The sequence below is a fragment of the Acetobacter pasteurianus genome, from assembly GCF_009914215.2.
Lineage (GTDB): Bacteria > Pseudomonadota > Alphaproteobacteria > Acetobacterales > Acetobacteraceae > Acetobacter > Acetobacter pasteurianus.
The window spans coordinates 1,890,275-1,910,052 of record NZ_CP039846.2 but is presented as its reverse complement, the minus strand read 5'-3'; the positions used below and the strand labels follow the sequence as shown (position 1 = coordinate 1,910,052).

14 protein-coding genes and 1 tRNA gene are annotated in these 19,778 nt (G+C 54.4%); 5 read left to right on the top strand and 10 right to left on the bottom strand.

The window, feature by feature from the left end:
* Positions 1–32: 32 nt before the first annotated feature.
* Both FCN51_RS22465 and FCN51_RS22460 read left to right on the top strand, forming a co-directional pair.
* Positions 33–848 (top strand): NAD kinase, encoded by an 816-nt coding sequence (locus FCN51_RS22465; RefSeq protein ID WP_014457173.1) that lies wholly within the window; start codon positions 33–35, stop codon positions 846–848.
* Entirely contained in the window at positions 845–1,888 is a 1,044-nt protein-coding gene (locus FCN51_RS22460; RefSeq protein WP_160256913.1) for an OmpA family protein, read from the top strand. Before FCN51_RS22465 ends, FCN51_RS22460 begins: the two co-directional genes overlap by 4 nt.
* 11 nt (positions 1,889–1,899) lie before the next feature.
* On the opposite strand, the gene FCN51_RS22455 is transcribed toward FCN51_RS22460, so the two are convergent.
* Genes FCN51_RS22455 through ispH form a run of 4 tightly spaced genes read right to left on the bottom strand, consistent with a single transcriptional unit; the run spans position 1,900 to position 5,911 of the window.
* Positions 1,900–3,417: a hypothetical protein gene (locus tag FCN51_RS22455; protein WP_160256912.1), complete on the bottom strand. Its 1,518-nt coding sequence runs from the start codon at positions 3,415–3,417 to the stop codon at positions 1,900–1,902.
* Positions 3,418–3,447: 30 nt separating this feature from the next.
* Positions 3,448–3,942, bottom strand: coding sequence for a ribonuclease HI (rnhA, locus tag FCN51_RS22450; protein WP_003628598.1), 495 nt, complete (start codon positions 3,940–3,942; stop codon positions 3,448–3,450).
* Positions 3,926–4,900 carry a homoserine kinase gene (locus tag FCN51_RS22445; protein WP_003623208.1) on the bottom strand — a complete coding sequence of 325 codons (975 nt, stop codon included), beginning with the start codon at positions 4,898–4,900 and terminating at the stop codon, positions 3,926–3,928. Before FCN51_RS22445 ends, rnhA begins: the two co-directional genes overlap by 17 nt.
* Before the next feature lie 9 nt (positions 4,901–4,909).
* Entirely contained in the window at positions 4,910–5,911 is a 1,002-nt protein-coding gene (gene ispH / locus FCN51_RS22440) for a 4-hydroxy-3-methylbut-2-enyl diphosphate reductase (protein ID WP_026019375.1), read from the bottom strand.
* A gap of 221 nt (positions 5,912–6,132) precedes the next feature.
* Between ispH and FCN51_RS22435 the strand changes: the two genes are divergently transcribed.
* A complete protein-coding gene (locus FCN51_RS22435; protein ID WP_014457176.1) occupies positions 6,133–6,738 on the top strand; it encodes a hypothetical protein in 606 nt (201 codons plus the stop codon).
* Positions 6,739–6,795: 57 nt separating this feature from the next.
* On the opposite strand, the gene FCN51_RS22430 is transcribed toward FCN51_RS22435, so the two are convergent.
* The 5 genes from FCN51_RS22430 to FCN51_RS22410 form a co-directional block, all read right to left on the bottom strand.
* Positions 6,796–8,160: an ABC1 kinase family protein gene (locus FCN51_RS22430; protein ID WP_160256911.1), complete on the bottom strand. Its 1,365-nt coding sequence runs from the start codon at positions 8,158–8,160 to the stop codon at positions 6,796–6,798.
* A 2-nt stretch (positions 8,161–8,162) separates the two neighbouring features.
* Entirely contained in the window at positions 8,163–10,100 is a 1,938-nt protein-coding gene (locus tag FCN51_RS22425; protein WP_160256910.1) for a M3 family oligoendopeptidase, read from the bottom strand.
* Positions 10,101–10,161: 61 nt separating this feature from the next.
* Positions 10,162–14,718, bottom strand: coding sequence for a glutamate synthase large subunit (gene gltB, locus FCN51_RS22420; RefSeq protein ID WP_160256909.1), 4,557 nt, complete (start codon positions 14,716–14,718; stop codon positions 10,162–10,164).
* Positions 14,718–16,166 carry an NAD(P)-dependent oxidoreductase gene (locus tag FCN51_RS22415; RefSeq protein ID WP_014457180.1) on the bottom strand — a complete coding sequence of 483 codons (1,449 nt, stop codon included), beginning with the start codon at positions 16,164–16,166 and terminating at the stop codon, positions 14,718–14,720. The genes gltB and FCN51_RS22415 overlap by 1 nt, the downstream gene beginning before the upstream one ends.
* A gap of 194 nt (positions 16,167–16,360) precedes the next feature.
* Complete coding sequence (locus tag FCN51_RS22410) at positions 16,361–17,314, bottom strand: complex I NDUFA9 subunit family protein (protein WP_003623217.1); 954 nt, start codon at positions 17,312–17,314, stop codon at positions 16,361–16,363.
* Between the two features lie 181 nt (positions 17,315–17,495).
* On the opposite strand from FCN51_RS22410, the gene FCN51_RS22405 reads away from it, so the two are divergent.
* Both FCN51_RS22405 and FCN51_RS22400 read left to right on the top strand, forming a co-directional pair.
* Positions 17,496–17,582, top strand: a tRNA-Leu gene (locus FCN51_RS22405).
* Between the two features lie 140 nt (positions 17,583–17,722).
* Positions 17,723–18,661: a DMT family transporter gene (locus FCN51_RS22400; RefSeq protein WP_003623218.1), complete on the top strand. Its 939-nt coding sequence runs from the start codon at positions 17,723–17,725 to the stop codon at positions 18,659–18,661.
* On the opposite strand, the gene FCN51_RS22395 is transcribed toward FCN51_RS22400, so the two are convergent.
* On the bottom strand, positions 18,625–19,524 hold the full coding sequence (locus tag FCN51_RS22395) for an N-acetylmuramoyl-L-alanine amidase family protein (RefSeq protein WP_160256908.1): 900 nt from the start codon (positions 19,522–19,524) through the stop codon (positions 18,625–18,627). The genes FCN51_RS22400 and FCN51_RS22395 overlap by 37 nt on opposite strands.
* Between the last annotated feature and the right edge of the window lie 254 nt (positions 19,525–19,778).

The following is a 19,778-nucleotide window of genomic DNA, read 5'->3' as shown; positions in this document are numbered from 1 at the left end:
TTTCCTGACCTGGAAGGAAGCAGGACACAGGCATGACTGCTACTTCTCTTACAAACCCGCCCTCAATCTTTATGCGGCCCCCACAACATCTGGCTTTTATGGCGGCCCCCACAGAAACTGCTCGAGATGAGCTTGACCGGCTGGTAACCCGTTATGGCAACTGCCACCCCGGCGAGGCAGACGTTGTGATCTGCTTGGGCGGTGATGGTTTTATGCTGGAAACCCTGCGCGTTATTCTGGAAGCAGGGCTGACCACCCCAGTCTATGGCATGAACTGTGGGTCTGTTGGGTTTCTGATGAACCCTACGGATGAAGAAGACCTTCCCTACAGATTGGCTCATGCGCAAGCTGCAGTTATTCACCCCCTGCGCATGAAAGCCGTAACAGCACATGGTGAAGCGCATGAAGCACTGGCGCTGAACGATGTTTATCTGTTCCGCCAGACACGGCAGGCAGCCAAATTACGCATTGATGTGGACAGGCTGGTGCGTATTCCCGAGCTGATTTGTGATGGCGCCTTGTTGGCCACACCAGCCGGTTCCACCGCCTACAACCTTTCTGCGCATGGGCCTATTGTGCCGCTTTCTGGCAATTTGCTGCCGCTTACCCCTATCTGTCCCTTTCGACCACGCCGCTGGCGCGGGGCACTTTTGCCTTCCTCAGCTCATGTTGGTTTTAGTGTTCTGGAACACGACAAGCGCCCGGTTGCAGCCGTTGCCGATTCGATAGAAATTCGGGATGTTGTTTCTGTACAGGCGTGGGAAGACCGAGAATTGGCCGTAACCTTGCTGTTTGACCCCGGACAAACCCTTTCTGAACGTATTGCGGCGGAACAGTTTTCTGCATGATGCCGCAGTGTGGCCGCTTTCAGGCACCAAAAGCAGGTTGCCTCTGTTCTTCTTCCTCTTTTTCTGGATTAGTCTTCCATTTAATGCAGAACATGTTTCCTTTCTCTCGCCGCCTTGTCCTTCTGTGTGCTGCAAGCCTACTTGCCACCAGTGCGGTTTCACATGCTCAGATTGTCACCAACAGTCAGGCTCTCGATAGCTTGGGTGGTGCAGCGCCTGTAGCCGCGCCCCAAACACCTGCGGCACCTGTGCATGAAACGGCTCCGCGCCGGACAACAACACCCGCGCGCACTGAAACGCGCCGCCGGGTGGTGGAAAAGCCGCAAACCACCACAGCGCAGAAAAAAGAAACATCCAGCGTAAAGAATACGCAACCGGCTGCAACTGCACCTAAAAATACGCCTGCCACCAAACCGGTAACCACCGCTCCGGCCGAAACCAAACCCGCACCCGCACCCGCACCCTCACCCGCACCCGCACCCGCACCCGCACCCGCACCCGTGGCTAAGGCTCCGCCTGCCCCAGTGCAAGAAAGCAAAAGCGCAACGCCTGCGGTTCAGCCACATAAACCACCGCCGCCAGCAACAATACCAAATGCACCACCTCCGCTGCCGCAGTTGACCCCTGCGCCATCAGACGTGGAAGTTCATCCTTTTCCGGTACCACCACAGCCTACTGTGGACCTGAAAGCCCAAGGCACGGTAACGCCTATTGAAGGCGGTGTACGCATTACCTTTGCGCCAGAAGCAGCAACGCTTAACCCGGAAACACACCAAGCCATTCTGGCATTTGGGCAGCGCTTATCTGACAAGCCGCATATACGTGCCCTGATAGATGCCTATAGTTCCGGCGCTGTGGATGATCCATCATTGCCACGACGTATGGCATTGGCTCGCGGGTTGGCCGCGCGCAGCGTGCTTATGAATGGCGGTACACCCTCTACCCGCATTTATGTGCGCGTTATTGGGCTACCCAAACAATCTGCGCCTAATACGCCACAGGATTATATTGATATTTATCAGTCTGACGTTGAGCCCTGAGAACGGGCTCTTCAGTTCTGCGGCACCTTAAAGGGATGTGACCACACCAGCAGCGTATTGCTGCCTATGCGTATTTCCCTTTGTGCAGGCCCAAACTGTGTTTGCGCCTGCTTGGCCTGATCTGCACTTTCACACACAATAAAATTGCCGCCCATTTCATACCATTGCCGCTTGCTAAGAGTATGAAATGCTTTGATGCCTGAGGGCATGAATTCAACAGGTGCAAGACGTGCCAGAAATGGCACACTGTTGCGCGCAGCGCTCCAATATGGTGCGAAACCCTGCTTCAGCCCCATTTGTTCCAGAGTGCGATTTACGGGAAAGTTTTGGTTTGCCGCTGCATATCCCAAAACAGGATGCGGCAAAACTGTTGCCGCATACAAAATGCAGCACATACCAAACAGCAAACCGTAACCACGTGGCACCTGCACATGCCGAATAACCAGCAAAACGGACAGCAGGCACGGAAAAACCAGATAGCGGAATGACTGCTCATCCATTGTCAGTTCGCCAAAAACAAAGGCTGCCAACATAATAACAATGGCAAATACAGATGAGAGATCAAACAGATTCCATTGCCGGTTCTTACGCAGCACATAAAAGCAGCTCCATACCGTGCCACCAGCACAAGCCAGATGGAACAATTCGCGCCCAGAACCTGAAAGCGTAATCGGCTTTCCAAAAAAATCGGCGCCGAAATACTGTAAAAAGCCGGAAAACAAGACACTCAGATTGTACGAGGCCCGACTTTGCGAGCCAAAAGACGAACTCCACAACCCCGGCACATGGAAGGCCCCATTATGGGCCAGCACTGTTTTAATAACGTGCTCCAGCAGCAAAGCCCCCACCATGCTGCTGGCAAGCCCCAAATATTTTGGAGTGCGTTGTTCAAGGCTGAACCCGATAGCGGCCAGAATAACCGGCAAAGCTAGGGTGTACTTTACCAGATCATCACTGCTCAGCAGCAACGCAACAAACAGAACAGTCCCACTCCAACGCGCGCAGATGCCGAACGCACTTTTGGGTTGTAGGCATTGAGGCTTCTGTAAGCACATCAGCCAGAACAGCAACATGCCCACGTAAGCGCCAACATGGTAACAGGGAGACAATACCAGATGAACGGCAAAGGCACTCGGCGCCGCTAACAGAACAAGAAGCGGCCACCCCGTATTGCCCGTTGTCAAACGCGCGATACGAAACGCCAGCAACATAGCAATGGCCCACAGCATGGCGGGCACGATGTAATAAAAAGATACATGCCAGCCAAACAGACCAAACATCACAACGTAAGGCAGAATTTCAGTAAAATAGAAGGATTGGGTAGAAAGGTCCCACCCTTTCAGCAAAACATTGCCGTGCAGAATATCCTGCGCTGCCAGCAAGGTAGAAACACTGTCTGAATTAAAAGGCTGCGTCATACCCAAAGCGGTATACAGCAGCGTTAAAGCCACAAACGCCACCATATACCCGGCTATGGTTTGGTATGTTTTGCGTTCAGCCACAGTGATTTTTCCCTCACAATGCCCCATGAAAAAACCGGCCTTTCAGCCGGTTTGTTTTTAGCTCTCTAAAAGAGACTGTTCTATTTTTTCCCGGGCTTCTGTTGCCAGTTGATCCACCCGTTCATTTTCTGGCACACCGGAGTGTCCTTTTACCCAATGCCATGAAACCTCATGCCGTTTGGCTACATCAAGCAGCCTGCGCCACAAATCCATATTGGCAACCGGATCACCCGATGCATTACGCCAATTTCGCCTTACCCAGCCTGTATGCCACCGGGTAATGCCATTGCGTACATATTCGCTATCTGTATGCAGGTTCACCACACAGGGGCGTGTCAGGGCTTCCAGCGCTTCTGCGGCGGCTGTGAGCTCCATACGGTTGTTGGTGGTTTCACGCTCACCGCCAGAAAGCTCCCGTTCCACACCTTTGCAGCGCAGCAGAACGCCCCAGCCACCCGGGCCGGGGTTTGGGCGGCATCCGCCATCTGTCCAGATTTCAACTGCCAGAGCGGGTTGTTCTGTTGCGTTGCTGGTTTCAGAATCCGTAGGCATCAGCACTGTCCGTTTCCAAGTGGAAGCGCAGGCGCTTCAGGTAATCCATCGGATCTTTGGGCGTCACCAAGGCATCTGCTGGTGTATTGATCCAGTCATACAGCCGGGTGAGCAAAAAGCGCATGGCCGCACCTCTGGCCAAAACTGGCATAAGCTTACGCTCTGCTGGCTCTAACGGGCGTATTTCCTCATACCCTTGCATCATGTGCCGGGCAAAAGTGATGTTAAACGCCCCATCAGCCTGAAAGCACCATGCGTTCAAACAGATGGCAATGTCGTAGGCCAGAAAATCCGTGCAGGCGAAGTAAAAATCAATCACGCCTGAAACGGCATGGTCCAGAAAGAAAACGTTATCCGGAAACATGTCTGCATGAATCTGCCCGCGCGGCAGAAGCGGATTATTCCCCCGCCCCGGCCAAAATGGCAGAATATGCTCTAGGGCATTTTGCAGTTCATCCCGCAAACCTGCGCACACATTATCTGCGCCTGCGCCACAGCTTTGCAGCAACGCAAACCACGCATCTGGCCCCAAGCTGTTCTGACGTTCCGGCTTGTAAGAGCGCCCTGCCACATGCAACTGCGCCAATGCCCGCCCAAGTGGGCGACAATGCTCAAGCCTCACCACACGCGGCCACACACCGGGCAAGAATGTGGTAATGGCAGCGGGCCTGCCTGCCAGTGTTTTCAGCACATGGCCTTGCGAATCAGCCACGGGCTGGGGGCATGTCACCCCCTCACGCGCCAGATGCTGCATAAGCCCTAAAAACCAAGGCAGATCCTGCGCATTCACCCGTTTTTCGTACAGGGTAAGAATGTAATCTCCATCTGTTGTACGCAGTTGGAAATTACTGTTCTCCACCCCTTCGGCAATACCGCGAAACGCAACCAGAGACCCTATGGCGTAATCCTGCAAAAACGCTTCCAGGGCCTCGTTTCCAACGTCCGTATAGACGGCCATGCAGCACCTTTAGCCTAGCGGTGCGGGAAGGCGGAACGTTACGTTTTCTTCCTTCACAATCCGCTCTTCAATGCACAGCGTGTAACGCTTGGCCATTTCTGCCAGCATTTCCTGCACCAGTGCTTCCGGCGCAGAAGCACCAGCCGTAATGCCCAGCGTGTTCACGCCTTCCAGCACGGACCAATCCAGAGAATCCAGACGCGGCACCAAAAGCGCACGCGGCGTGCCGGAACGTTCCGCCACTTCACGCAGACGCTGGGAGTTGGAAGAATTGGGAGAGCCAATAACAATAACCAGATCGCATTCAGGTGCGATGGTTTTTACGGCTTCCTGACGGTTTGTGGTAGCGTAGCAGATATCTTCGCGCTTTGGCCCTTCAATCAGCGGGAACCGTGCACGCAGAATATCTACGATTTCTGCCGTATCATCCACAGAAAGTGTGGTCTGGGTGATAAAGGCCAGACGTGTTGGGTCTTCTGGCTCTACCGTGCGGGCTTCTTCTGCATCGTTAATCAGTGTCATGGCGCCGGGGGGTAGCTGGCCCATTGTGCCAACCACTTCCGGGTGGCCTGCATGGCCAATCATCAGGATATGGCGGCTTTCTGGCCCACCACCCGCAAAATGACGCTCAGCTTCACGATGCACCTTGGAAACCAGCGGGCATGTGGCATCTAGATACAACAGGTTACGGCGTTCTGCTTCAACCGGCACGGTTTTGGGCACGCCATGAGCAGAGAAAACAACGTGTCCATCTACGGGAACTTCATCCAGTTCCTCAACAAAGATGGCGCCTTGTGCTTCCAGCTCTTCCACCACTGTCCGGTTATGGACAATTTCGTGGCGGACATAAACAGGCGCACCGTAACGGCGGATGGCTTCTTCCACCACACGGATGGCGCGGTCCACCCCTGCGCAGAAACCACGTGGGCCTGCCAGCAGAACCTTAAGAGATCTGCCGTGCTGAGCATCTGCGCTCTGGGGCGGGGTAAGGGTATCAGTTTGATCGGGCATGGTGTTCCCCAAAGTTGCAGCGGACTGTATAGAAGAAAACTGGCTATGAAGAAGCATATTGAAAACAGGCTATGCCCGAAACCCATAAAGGTGACGGAAGTTGTGGCCTACGCAAAGGACGCATGGGATGCAACCCGTTTTACGGCATCAAAGCCTTGAAAAACATACCTATGTGGGTGTGATGGCTGCTATCTGCTGTGTTCAACCCGTTTTAACCGATAATGCCGGATCCATACATGTTCCCTAATCACAACCAATGGCGCAGCCTGTTCCCCCGTATTGCCGCCCCGGGTCTGGCAGCACTTGGGCTGCTGGCCACCCTTGGCGGCTGCGGTGATGGTGAAAGCAAATCCATGGATTTTGCGCCCACCTGCCCCATTACACATATTCCTTCTGAAGCGGCGGATTACTACCTCTACCAAGGTAAGCAGACGGGCTTTAAAAACATGGTGGCCCGCGCCAGTATCCTGCAATTACAGGGTGATTGCCTTGCCGCAGGCCCCAAGGACCTGAAAACCCGAATCGTGCTGCGTTTTGTGATTGAACGCGGCCCGGCAGCAACAGCCAATACACTCACCCTGCCGTGGTTTATTGCCGTGCTGCACGGAGACAGGATTGTGAACAAGCATGTGTTCCACCACACGGTATCCTTCCCGGCCAACCTCTCCACCTTTGAAGACGATACAAAGGTGATTACGGTAGATCTGCCTATTCCACCCAAAAATGTGGATTCAGATTATCGGTTTGAAATTGGCTTCCAGCTGACCAAAGACCAGCTTGAATATAATCAGGTCCATCTGAAACGCGCAGCGTATCAGGCTTACTGATATTAAGCGGTAGCACTGAGCTGGGGGCTTTATCACCCCCAGCCAAAATGCCTTTTATCAGGAAGCAGGCTGCGTTTCTGGTGGGAAATGTGCAGCCTTAACGGCTGCCTGCTGGCGCTGTGCCAAAACCTGCTCATCAAAATCCTGCACGATTTCATGGAACAGCTGATACCAGTTCATCTTAACCTTTAGCCGCATGAATACAGACCCCAGCCCAAGGGCTGAACGATCAACCAGCACAAATTCACGCGGCAGACGCACACCTCCGGCTTTTTGCAGCCCATCATGCACCTTGGAAAGAATCTCCCGCCCAAGGGCCGGGTTGTTATCATCCTGAATGTAGCGTTCTTCATCCACCATCAGCGGGGCATATAACAGTCCTGCCCATTCGTTCAGAACGGCTACTTTCTCACGCGTCAGGTCACGGAATCCCCATGCTTCATAAGCATGAGCGGCCATGTCCATATCCTTGTTACGGAGCGCGTAATAGAGGTCTATATTCCCCTTGATGAACGAAGGCTGGAAAATACGAATAGCCCCAAAATCCAGCAGGTTCAGGCCTGCATCTTCCCGCATGGTAAAGTTGCCCATGTGCGGGTCACCATGCACCACGCCATACTGATACAGTGGCACATACCAAGCGCGGAACAGTGCGCGCGCAATACGTTTTTTCTGTTCCTCTGTCAGACCGGCCTTGATGGCTGCATTGAGGTTCTGCCCCTGCACCCATTCCATCGTCAGCAGCCGCTGCGTGCAGAGTTCATCTATAGGCAAAGGCACCGTAACTTCCGGGCAATCTGCCAGCACAGAGTGATAGAGGCGCATATTGGCGGCCTCATGCCGGTAATCCAGCTCTTCCCGCAGCCGTTCAGAAAGCTCTTCCACCACATCATCCTGCCGGATGGCGTTATCCAGCTTGTGGTAAACCCCAATAGCCATACGGAACTGGCGCAGATCGGCCTCAACAGCCGCCTTCATATCCGGATACTGCAACTTACAGGCTACGCGTCGGCCATCGGCCAGCACCGCCTGATGCACCTGCCCAAGGCTGGCAGCCGCAGCGGCTTCCCGCCCGAAGGAGCGGAAATTCTTTTCCCATCCCGCGCCAAGTTCCGCCGTCATGCGGCGGCGCACGAAGCTCCACCCCATTGGTGGCGCGTTAGACTGAAGCTGCGCCAGTTCATCGGCATATTCATCGGGCAATGCACCGGGAATAGTGGCTAGAAGCTGCGCTGCCTTCATGAGCGGGCCTTTTAGCCCACCCAGCATGGATTTAAGATCTTCTGCGTGAGAAGCTCCACCAGAACGCAGACCTATCTTGTTGCCTGCCAGCCGGGCTGCAATGCCACCAACGGTTCCGGTTGTTTGCACCATACGGCGCAGTTCACCAAAAACGCCGGTATTATCCATATCTCGCGCCATAATCAGCCCTGCTCCAACTGGTCAATAAAGCCGGAAATCACATCCAGCCCCTTGCGCCAGAAACCCGGATCAGATGCATCCAGCCCAAATGGGGCCAGCAGTTCCTTGTGGCGGAGGGTGCCGCCTGCTTCCAGCATGGCAATGTATTTATCCTGGAAACCCGGCGCGCCTTCACTAAACACCTGATACAGCGCGTTCACCAAGCAATCTCCGAATGCATAGGCATATACATAGAACGGAGAATGGATGAAGTGCGGAATATAAGCCCAGAACACATCGTATTCCGGCGTAAAGTTAAAGGCCGGGCCGAGGCTTTCTGTCTGCACACTGCGCCAGATAGCGCCAATCTGTTCAGGCAGCAGCTCACCCTTTTTACGGGCATCGTGCACGCGGGTTTCAAATTCATAAAACGCAATCTGGCGCACCACGGTGTTGAGCATATCCTCAACCTTGGCAGCCAGCAGCAGACGACGGCGCTGCGGATCTTTTTCTGCATCCAGAAGAGACTGGAATGTCAGCATCTCGCCGAACACACTGGCCGTTTCAGCCAATGTCAGCGGCGTGTCGGACATGAAGTAGCCCTGCTTTGCCGCCAGAACCTGATGCACACCATGGCCCAGCTCATGCGCCAGTGTCATGACATCCCGGATACGGCCATGATAGTTCAGCAAAATGTAAGGATGCGCTGAAGGCACGGTAGGATGCGCAAATGCGCCGGGAGATTTACCCGGTGCTGGCGGCACATCAATCCACGGGTTCGTCAGGAAAGTGTTGATGACCTTGCCCATACGTGGGTCAAACCCATCATACGCCTTTTGCACAATGTTCTTGGCTTCAGACCACGGAATCAGCTTGTCATCATTGCCGGGCAGCGGGGCGTTGCGGTCCCAGTGCTCCAGTTTGTCCAACCCCATCCACTTGGCTTTTAGAGCATAATAGCGGTGGGAAAGACGCGGATAATCAGCCCGCACGGCAGACACAAGTGCATCCACCACCTCATCTTCTACCATGTTGGAAAGATTGCGCGATGAGGTTGGCCGCGCAAAATGCCGCAGGTTATCCGAAATGGATTTATCCTTGGCCAGCGTGTTGGTGATAAGCGCAAACAGGCGGACATTTTTTTCAAACACGTCGCCTACGGCTTTACCTGCCTGCTCTCGCTTGGCCCGATTTGTATCGGACAAACGGTTGAGTGCATCCCCTACCGTAATTTCCTGCCCATCCAGTGTGACGCGCAGGGCTGCAATGGTTTCATCAAACAGGCGGCACCATGCCTGCCCACCGGTGACGGATTTTTCCAGCAAAACCTTTTCCACATCATCAGAAAGCTGATGCGGGCGATACATGCGGATATCACGCAGGTAAGGCTGCCAATGCGCCAGTGCGGGATCTTTCAGCTTTTCCTGAAGGTCAGCTTCTTCCAGCCGGTTCAGTTCCAGCGTGAAAAACAGCAGATGGGTTGAAATAGCCGTCAGCCGTTCATTGATCGACTGGCTGAACTGGCTAATGGAAGCATCTGAAGAATCGGCTGCAAACAGCAAGGAGGCGTAAGAGCCTGCCTTGCCCAGCATTTCCTCAATAACTTCAAAGGTTGCAATGGCGTCTGCCAGTTCCTTGCCGGAAAGGCTGCTGATTTTGCCCTGATACTGTTTGGCAAAATCCTGTGCCTTTTTTTCTGCTTCAGCCAGATCAGCATGCAGCTTCGGATCATCCATCCCCGCGTAAAGGGCCGAAAGATCCCAACGCGGAAGAGAGGCCGCCCCCTGCCCTGCAGGTGTGTTGGCAACGGTACCGGCTTGTGTTGCAAAAACCGGAAGCGAATGTGAACGGAGGGAATGCGCTGTGTGTTCCATATTGAACACTTTACAGTGCATTTCTGCTGGAAGCGAGAGGCCGTGAACACAAGCGCGGTTCACATGCACAACAGATATGAAAAACAAATGGGCGGAAGGTTGCCCCTCCGCCCATCTGCTTATGTCAGCTTACAATCAGCCCTATGAGTCAGGCTGTTTTTTCCAACTGCTGTTCCGGCACCGTAAAGCCGATAATACGGGCGTAATCTTTGGGAACCACGTGCCAGAAGTGCGGCAGAACCTCATCCCATTTATGCAGCAACATGCTGGCATAAGCAGAACCTGTTTCTTCCACATGCCGTTCAACAAGCCCGCGCAGCATCTGCTCCCATTTGGGGTCAGTGACACGCACCCATAGCAAGGATTCGGGGTTTACCCGGCTGTCAAACACATTGTCCTTATCCAGCACAAAGGCCATGCCGCCGGTAAAGCCTGCGCCAAAGTTATCACCCACATCATCCAGCACCACTACAGTGCCGCCAGTCATGTATTCACACCCGTTGGAACCACAGCCTTCTACAACTGCGGTTGCGCCAGAGTTACGCACGGCAAAGCGCTCACCCGCCTGCCCTGCGGCATACAGTTCACCCGCAGTAGCCCCATACAGAACCGTGTTACCAATAATGGCGTTCTTGTTGGATACCAACGTGGAGGACGGAGAAGGACGCACCGTAATGGTTGCGCCAGAAAGCCCCTTACCCACGTAATCGTTGGCATCGCCCAGAACTTCCAGCTTGAGCCCCTGCACGGCAAACGCCCCCAGAGACTGACCGGCAGAACCACGCAGGCGCACTGTAAGATGCCCCGGTGCCAGTGTTTTCATGCCAAACTGACGCACGATCAGAGAGGAAATACGCGTGCCAATGGCGCGCTGGGTGTTCTGCACATTGTAGTGCAGCTGCATTTTCTCACCGTGGTCGAACAGCGGCTTGGCATCGCCAATCATCTGCGCATCCAGCGTATCCGGCACTTCGTTCCGGCCATCCAGCGTGCAGTAGCGGGCAAACGGCCCCGGATCTGCCTGAGATAGCAGGGAGTTCAGATCCAGATCATCTAGATAGTCATCCCCACGAGAAACCTGCCGTAGCAGGTCTGTGCGCCCGATAATTTCATCCAGAGAGCGGAAGCCCAGCGAAGCCAGAATATTCCGCACATCCTCTGCAATGAAGGAGAACAGGTTGATGACCTTTTCGGGCGTGCCTTCAAACTTGGCGCGCATTTTGGGGTCCTGCGAACACACGCCTACCGGGCAGGTATTGGAATGGCACTGGCGCACCATAATGCAGCCCATGGCCACAAGGCTGGCTGTGCCAATACCAAATTCCTCAGCCCCAAGCATGGCAGCAATCACCACATCACGCCCGGTTTTGATGCCACCATCGGCCCGCAAACGCACACGGTGGCGCAGGCGGTTCAGCATAAGCACCTGATGTGTTTCTGCCAGCCCAAGTTCCCACGGCAGGCCTGCATATTTAATGGAGCTGAGCGGGCTTGCGCCTGTGCCACCACAGTGGCCGGAAATCAGAATGGCATCAGCTTTTGCCTTGGCCACACCGGCTGCAATGGTGCCAATACCAGAACGTGCTACCAGTTTAACGGTAACCGTTGCTTCCGGGTTAATCTGCTTCAGATCGTAAATCAGCTGCGCCAGATCTTCGATCGAATAGATATCATGATGCGGCGGCGGAGAAATCAGCGTCACACCCGGAGTTGCATGGCGCAACTTGGCAATCAGCTCCGTAACCTTAAAGCCCGGAAGCTGCCCACCTTCACCCGGTTTAGCACCCTGTGCCACCTTGATTTCCAGCTCACGGCAATCGTTCAGATACTGCGCCGTAACACCAAATCGGCCAGATGCCACCTGCTTGATGGCGGAGGATGCGTTATCCCCATTCGGGCGTGGCTTGGCGCGTGCCGGATCTTCCCCACCCTCACCAGAATCGGACTTTGCACCGATGCGATTCATGGCGATGGAAAGCGTTTCATGCGCTTCCGGGCTGAGTGCACCCAAGGAAATTGCCGGCGAAATCAGGCGTTTACGCAGCTGCGTAATGCTTTCCACTTCTTCCACCGGAATAGGCGTGCGCCCATCACGGAAGTCCAGCAGATCACGCAGGGCTACAGGTGGCTGAGCATGCACGGCATCTGCATAACGCTGGTAGATGGTGAAGCTGCCAGTGGCCACTGCAGTTTGCAGCATATGAATAAGGCCACCATCAAACGCGTGCTGCTCTCCACTCCGGCGCAGCTTGTAAAGGCCGCCTACCGGCAAAGTGAGCGTGTTTGTTGCAGCCCATGCGCGTTCGTGCAGTTGCAGCACGTTGCGCGCAATACCGGAAAGCCCAATACCGGAAATACGTGAAGGCATGCCCGGGAAGAATTCTGCCGTAAGCGCGCGGGAAAGGCCCACAGCCTCAAAATTACAGCCGCCACGATAAGATGCCACGATGGAAATACCCATCTTGGACATGATCTTAAGCAGGCCTTTATCTACCGCTTTACGGTAGCGTTCCATGCACTCACGCAAGCTCATCTGCCCAAACAGACCACGACGATGCCGGTCTGCAATGCTTTCCTGCGCCAGATAGGGGTTAACCGTGGTGGCACCCACGCCAATTGTCACCGCAATGGCATGCACATCCAGCGCCGTCGCTGTGCGTACGTTCAAAGACGTAAATGTGCGCAAGGATGTGCGCACCAGATGCGTATGCACAGCACCTGTCGCCAAAATCATGGGGATGGATGCACGTTCGGCAGACTGATCTTCATCTGTCAGGAACACGTGGGTGCATCCACCACGTACGCCTTCTTCTGCCTCACGCCGGATACGGGCGATGGCTTCACGCAGGCCAGCTTCCCCATCCTTGGCGGGGAATGTGCAGTCAATCACGCAGCCAGACGTGCCCGTGAAATTGCGCAGCCCTTCATACTCACCAGATGTCAGCACCGGGCTAGGCAACTGGAGCATGTCACACTGTTCGGGTGACTGATCCAGAATATTACCCAGATTGCCCAGCCGCGTTGTCAGGCTCATGACGCGGGATTCACGCAGGGAATCGATTGGCGGATTGGTGACCTGGCTGAACATCTGCCGGAAATAGTGCGCCAACCCACGATACCGCGGAGAGAGCACGGCCAGCGGCGTATCATCACCCATGGAGCCAATGGCTTCACTGGCGGTAGATACCATTGGATGCAGAATGGCTTCCAGTTCTTCCAGCGTGCTGCCCACAGCCAACTGGCGGCGGCGCAGTTCTTCACCTTCGTAATAAACTGGTTCTGTCACATCCGAACGGACGATATGGCCAATTTTCTGGGTGCGTTTGATCCAGCTTGAAAAATCCTGCCGTGCAGCAAGCAGATCAAGCAGTTCGGTATTACCGTACAACTTGGCTTCCTGAAGATCGACACCGATCATCTCACCCGGACCAAGGCGGCCACGGCTGACAATGGCGTTTTCAGGCACGCGCACCATGCCGGTTTCAGAACCGACAATCAGCAGATTATCGGTTGTGACCGTATAACGCAGCGGGCGCAGGCCAGAGCGATCCAGCCCGGCCACAACCCAGCGGCCATCTGTGGCGCACAGTGCTGCGGGGCCATCCCACGGTTCCATGACGGCGTTGCAATACGTGAACATGTCACGGTGCGCGGGCTTCATGGAGGAATTGCCACCCACACTTGCCGGGATCATCAGCGCTTTGGCAAACGGAGCATCACGCCCTGCAAAAGTCAGCAGTTCGTAAACGTTATCCAGCGTTGCGGTATCGGACCCACCAGCCTGCACCAGCGGCTTGATATCTGCCATCCACGGATCAAGGTCTGGGTGAGAAAGCCGTGTTTCATGGCTTTTCATCCAGTTGATGTTGCCCGAAATGGTGTTGATTTCACCATTATGCGCAAGGCGACGGAATGGCTGTGCCAGCTTCCATGTGGGGAAGGTGTTGGTGGAATAGCGCTGGTGATAAATAGCAAAGCGGCTGACAAAGCGTTCATCCAGCAGATCCGGATAAAACTCTGTCAGATGCTCGGCAAGGAACATGCCTTTATAGATAACGGACCGGCATGACAGCGAGCAGATATACAGATCAACCTGCGCGGCAATGGCGGCTTTTTCTATCCGGCGGCGGATCACATACAGATCACGCTCAAACTCCTCTTCCCCTTTATTGGGAAGATTGCGGATAAGAATCTGCTCAATTTCCGGGCGCGTTGCGTTGGCTTTTTCACCAATGCAGGACGTATCAATCGGCACCTGACGCCAGCCGTAAATGCCGTAGCCAAACGCCAGAATCTGGGTTTCGATAATCTGGCGGCACTGTTCCTGCGCAGCCAGATCGGTTTTGGGCAGAAACACCTGCCCTACCGCAATCCGGCTTTCATCCGGGCGATCACCCGTGCTGGTAATGGCATCTGCAAAAAATTCCTGCGGAATTTCTACATGAATACCCGCACCATCGCCCGTCTTGCCATCGGCATCCACTGCGCCGCGGTGCCAGATGGCTTTCAGCGCGGCAATACCAGCTTCAACCACCTCACGCCGGCGCTTGCCATCCAGTGCGGCCACAAGGCCCACACCGCAGGAATCGCGCTCGTCAGCGGGATCATACAGCCCATCCAGCGCGGCCACATTGGCATCCCACGCTTTCAGAAATTCCTCGCCACTTTCAGCGGAAACGGTGTTGGGAAACTGTTCCATATCCATTAGCCCTGCTCCGCCTTGGCGGTAGCCGTTACATTTTCCTGAATCCATTGGTGCATACAGGCCGCTGCATCGCGCCCATCACGAATGGCCCACACAACCAGACTGGCCCCACGCACAATATCCCCTGCGGCAAACACGCCCGGCAGAGATGTCATGAAATCTTTCTGACCAACCTTGAGCGTACCCCAACGGGATACGGCCAGATCCTTCTGCCCCCACAGTTGCGGCAGCGGTTCCGGGTCAAACCCAAGAGCCTTGATAACCAGATCTGCATCCAGCGTGAAAGAAGACCCTTCCAACGGTTCGACCGACTGGCGGCCTGTGGCATCTGGCAGGCCCAGCTTCATCCGCACGGCGCGCACGCCAGAGACATGGCCTTCACCCAAAAAGGCTTCGGGCGCTGCCAGCCATTCAAACTGTACGCCTTCTTCTTCCGCATTTTTTACTTCACGGGCAGAACCAGGCATGTTGGCTTTATCGCGCCGATACAGACATTTCACGGATTTTGCGCCTTGGCGAATAGCCGTGCGTACGCAGTCCATTGCGGTATCACCACCACCCAGAACCACCACATTTTTGCCTGCTGCATCCAATGCCTGCGCTTCTGGCGGCAAAGTATCACCCAAGGAACGCCGGTTAGAAGCTGTTAGATAATCCAACGCCTTTTCAATACCTGCCAGCCCAACACCGGGGCCGCCAATTTCGCGCGATTTATAAACACCGGTGGCAATCAGAACAGCATCATGGCGGCTACGCAAATCTGCAAAAGACAGTTCACCCTCACCATCCCCAATGCCTTGACCTAGATGAAAGACCACGCCGCCTTCTTCCAGCAGCTTATGGCGGCGCGCCACAATGTGTTTTTCCAGCTTAAAGCCGGGAATACCGTAAACCAGCAGACCGCCTACCCGATCATACCGATCATACACATGCACTTTATAACCTTGCGCACGCAGCTGATCTGCCGCTGCCAAGCCAGCCGGGCCAGCACCAATAATGGCAACAGACTGGCTGCGCTCCAGCACCGGGCTAACGGGTTTAACCCAGCCTTTTTCAAACGCAGTATCGGTAATGTAGCGTTCTACCGCACCAATGGTCACGCTTTCGAAACCCGGTTCGATAACGCAGTTGCCCTCACACAGCCGATCCTGCGGGCAAATACGACCACAGATTTCTGGGAAGGTATTGGTGGCGGACGATACGCCATAGGCTTCTTCCAACCGCCCCTGTGCTGTCAGCATCAGCCAATCAGGAATATTGTTGCCGAGCGGGCAGTGCACCGAACAGAACGGCACACCGCACTGCGAACACCGGCTTGCCTGCTCGGTGGCTTCTGGTGTTGCGAAGTCTTTATAAATTTCATCAAAATCTGTCCGCCGCGCTGTAGCCGCGCGCTTGTCTGGCTGCTTTTGCGGCACAGAGACAAATTGAAGCATCTTGGTCGTCATGTGGCATCCCCGGAGAAAGGGCGCGCCAGACAGACTCCGCCCCTAAACTTTGCTGGGGCTAACGTGCTTGTTCTCTGTAAATATAAAAAGACAGCAATGCTTACCTTTTTATATTTTTCACCATATCGAAACCTAAATTCATCCAATCGGTCAGATAAAAAGGTAACTTTTCGGACCTTTTTATCTCCAACCCATTATACAGGAACGGATATGTCTTTTTGGCCTTCACCACCCCTAAACCGCGCCAAGTAAGACGGCACAATAGCCTCCACGCTTTGCGGCACTATACCCAACGCCTCAAACCCGGATCTTCCTGTCGGCACAACATTATCAGATGCCAACATCCGCAGTTGATCCTGCGTCAGAAAATGCCCCGGCAGCCGCTCTAAAATCATAGCCTGCAATTTTGCCACTACCGATGGCACAATAAAAACGGGCTTATGCCGCTGCGTTACGCGCAACACAAAACGGGCAATATCCAGCATGGTCATTTCCTGCGGACCGCCTAACAAAAATTCCTTTCCCGCGAAGGCAGAAGACTGTGCGACCATGAATATTGCCTGCGCCACATCTCCCACATACACAGGCTGTAAGCGCGCATGCGCGCTGTAAACCGGCAAACACGGCAAATACCGCGCAAGACCCGCAAACATGTTAAAGAAATGATCTTCCGGCCCGAAAATAACCGAAGGCCGTATAATCACTGCATCCGGCCGATATTGGCGCACAATTTTCTCACCTGCGGCGCGACTTTTACCATACTCTGAAAGAGCTGTTTCCGAAGCTCCGAGTGCGGACATCTGCACAAACACAGGCACATTTGCTTCTGCAGCTATACGGGCCACGCGCCCTGCACCTTCGACATTTACCGCCTGGAGCGTTTGCTGCTTTACAGAAGTTAAAACAGCCACAAGGTTGATCACCACATCCGCACCCTGCACGGCACAGGCTACGGAGGCATCATCCAGAACAGATGCATAAAAAGGCGCAATCTGCCCCACACGCCCCAACGCCCGTAAACGCGCCGTTAAATCTGGCCGGCGGCTGGCCACACGCACCTCATACCCAGCACGCGCCAAATTTTGCACCACATAACGCCCTACAAACCCGCCACCACCCAATACGGTTGCAATTTTACGCGCGCTCATAAGTCACCCTCGTTTTCCCGGTTTACCAAGCATTTTGTGCACTGTGAGCCATTCCCTCCGCCCACGCCAGAGAGGTAAATGACACAAATCTGTCAGAAAAATCATTTTCCCTGTTGACGCCCCCATCACAGCGGGGTAAACGCCTCTTCACCAGCCGGGAACACTCCTGGTTGCCATTTGAGCCCAGATGGCGGAATTGGTAGACGCGCAGGTTTCAGGTACCTGTGGCCGCAAGGTCGTGGAAGTTCGAGTCTTCTTCTGGGCACCAAATATCATATATAGCTTATATGATATTTTCTTCTCCCTAAATGGTAAATATAAAGAATTGAGTGTTCAATTCAGCCTTCGGGCTGTTTATGACACCTCTTTATTCTTTTCACTTACGCGCCATTAGGCAGAGCAAAACACATGAAACTTAGCCCGCCCACCAAGGGCCTGCTGCTGTCTTTATTGGGGTTTGCAGCTTTCTCCATAAGTGATGCTTTTTCCAAACTGCTTACCGGCAGGCTCAACCCATTCGAGGTTGCCTTTTCTGGTGGGGTTTTTGGGCTGCTACTGGTTCCGTTTGTTAAAACACGCGGTCAATCCTGGCTGAACATTCTGCCCATTCAAAAACCGGGCATGTGGTGGATTCGGGCTGTCGCAACATTTATTGCCACAGCCGCCAGCGTAGAATCCTTCATGCTTCTGTCCATGCCAGAAGCACTCTCGCTCATGTTCCTGATGCCCTTTATCGCCACTATTCTTTCTGTGGTGGCTCTTAAGGAAAAAGTGTCACCTTGGGGGTGGGTTGCTGTGGCAATCGGGTTTGCAGGCGTTCTCATCGTGCTTCGCCCCGGTGTGCGGCCACTTCATTTTGGGCATGCTTGCGCATTAGCCGCCGCTATTGCCAGTGCTGTAAACGTTATTGCTTACCGGGTGGCCGGTACGGGCACGACAAAACTGGGCGTTCTTGGCTCCAGCCTGGCCGGACCGCTACTGGGAGATGGCCTTCTGGCCCTTCCCAACTTTACATGGCCCGATACGGTTGCAGATTGGGGGAATCTGTTTGGCTATGGGTTTCTGGCCGCTCTCGGTCAGTTACTTATTATGTTGGCGGCTACCCTTACCCCCGCCAGCCGTGTTGCGTTGCCTCAATATACCCAAATGGTTTGGGCGGTGCTGTTCAGTTACACGCTGTTCCATGAACCATTGGATAAATGGACAATCATTGGCGTAACAGTTGTTACACTATCCGGCATGCTGGATTGGTTCCGCAAGCACCTGCTAATCCTTAAGCAGCGCCGCCTTGCCCGTAAGCAGGCGCGGCTTCAGCCTGCCAACCCTACCCCGGCTGACGCAAAATAACGATTAACGGCGTCTCGCATGGCCCCGGCCACCATGGCCCGGTGGCCTGCCTGACGCAACGCGGCCTCATCCATCCGGTTTGACATAAAGCCCATTTCAACCAGAACCGAGGGAATTTGGGCAGACTTCAACACCGCAAAAGCCGCATGCCTATGTGGGTGCGGCAACAACAACACCCGAGAATTGAAGGCGGACACCACAGCCTGCGCCATATGGGCTGACCCTTTACGGGTTTCCTCCGTTACCAGACTAGCAAGAATCTGCTGCACCTCTGGCGATGCACTATGCACCATTGGCCCACCATATCGGTCTGCGCTGTTTTCAGTCTTGGCCAAATCTGCTGTCTGGCTGTCTGATGCACCGTGCGAATGGGTATAAACACTTGCGCCACGCACCTGCGGGCTGTGCAAGGCATCTGCATGCATGGAAATGAAAAGCGATGCTCCGTGCTGCTGCGCCAACTCCACCCGGCCATCCAGCGGCACAAAATGGTCTCCGGCACGCGTCATGGCTACGCGGTAACGGCCTGTTGCCAACAATTGCCGCTTCAATTCTTGCGCGGCTGCTTCTGCTACATGCTTTTCATATGTACCGGTGTACCCAATGGCGCCCGGATCTTTACCTCCATGCCCGGGGTCTAGCATCACAAGCGGCGCAGCAGGGCGTGCTTTGCCGATAATGGCCGGAGCAGCCAGCTTATGTGCCGTTGCCTGTTTACTTGCAGCCCAAACATTTACAGGCACACTTGCAGCAACAAGTCCGCCACCACCCAAATACAGCAGGCCGGAACGGCGCGTTACACCCTTCTGCAACGCTGTAGAAGTAACAGTTTTGCCGTCCATCTTGTCTGCCTGAAAAGCCATTAAAGTGCTCCTGTCCACTTTATGCCAAAGTGTGCACTGAAAATGACAGAAAAAAGGTGTAGCAGCACCCTAAAACAGTGTTTGTTACGAATGGCTTGCGATTTATAGTTATTTGAGCCATGTTCACACAGCGTGGCACAAGGGTAGAAATGCCCGTCATGCGCTTTTTCCGCTCCGTCCATGCCGTGAACGGGGGCCGCCGGTTACATAAAATACCGCGCCCGCACGCATAAAGATCAGGGGCAGAAAACACT

What these genes read in the sequence shown, in the direction of transcription:
- FCN51_RS22465 (WP_014457173.1), top strand. Translation starts at nt 33, where the DNA reads ATGACTGCTACTTCTCTTACAAACCCGCCCTCAATCTTTATGCGGCCC.
- FCN51_RS22460 (WP_160256913.1), top strand. Translation starts at nt 845, where the DNA reads ATGATGCCGCAGTGTGGCCGCTTTCAGGCACCAAAAGCAGGTTGCCTC.
- FCN51_RS22455 (WP_160256912.1), bottom strand. Translation starts at nt 3,417, where the DNA reads ATGGGGCATTGTGAGGGAAAAATCACTGTGGCTGAACGCAAAACATAC.
- rnhA (WP_003628598.1), bottom strand. Translation starts at nt 3,942, where the DNA reads ATGCCTACGGATTCTGAAACCAGCAACGCAACAGAACAACCCGCTCTG.
- FCN51_RS22445 (WP_003623208.1), bottom strand. Translation starts at nt 4,900, where the DNA reads ATGGCCGTCTATACGGACGTTGGAAACGAGGCCCTGGAAGCGTTTTTG.
- ispH (WP_026019375.1), bottom strand. Translation starts at nt 5,911, where the DNA reads ATGCCCGATCAAACTGATACCCTTACCCCGCCCCAGAGCGCAGATGCT.
- FCN51_RS22435 (WP_014457176.1), top strand. Translation starts at nt 6,133, where the DNA reads ATGCCGGATCCATACATGTTCCCTAATCACAACCAATGGCGCAGCCTG.
- FCN51_RS22430 (WP_160256911.1), bottom strand. Translation starts at nt 8,160, where the DNA reads ATGGCGCGAGATATGGATAATACCGGCGTTTTTGGTGAACTGCGCCGT.
- gltB (WP_160256909.1), bottom strand. Translation starts at nt 14,718, where the DNA reads ATGGATATGGAACAGTTTCCCAACACCGTTTCCGCTGAAAGTGGCGAG.
- FCN51_RS22415 (WP_014457180.1), bottom strand. Translation starts at nt 16,166, where the DNA reads ATGACGACCAAGATGCTTCAATTTGTCTCTGTGCCGCAAAAGCAGCCA.
- FCN51_RS22410 (WP_003623217.1), bottom strand. Translation starts at nt 17,314, where the DNA reads ATGAGCGCGCGTAAAATTGCAACCGTATTGGGTGGTGGCGGGTTTGTA.
- FCN51_RS22400 (WP_003623218.1), top strand. Translation starts at nt 17,723, where the DNA reads ATGAAACTTAGCCCGCCCACCAAGGGCCTGCTGCTGTCTTTATTGGGG.
- FCN51_RS22395 (WP_160256908.1), bottom strand. Translation starts at nt 19,524, where the DNA reads ATGGCTTTTCAGGCAGACAAGATGGACGGCAAAACTGTTACTTCTACA.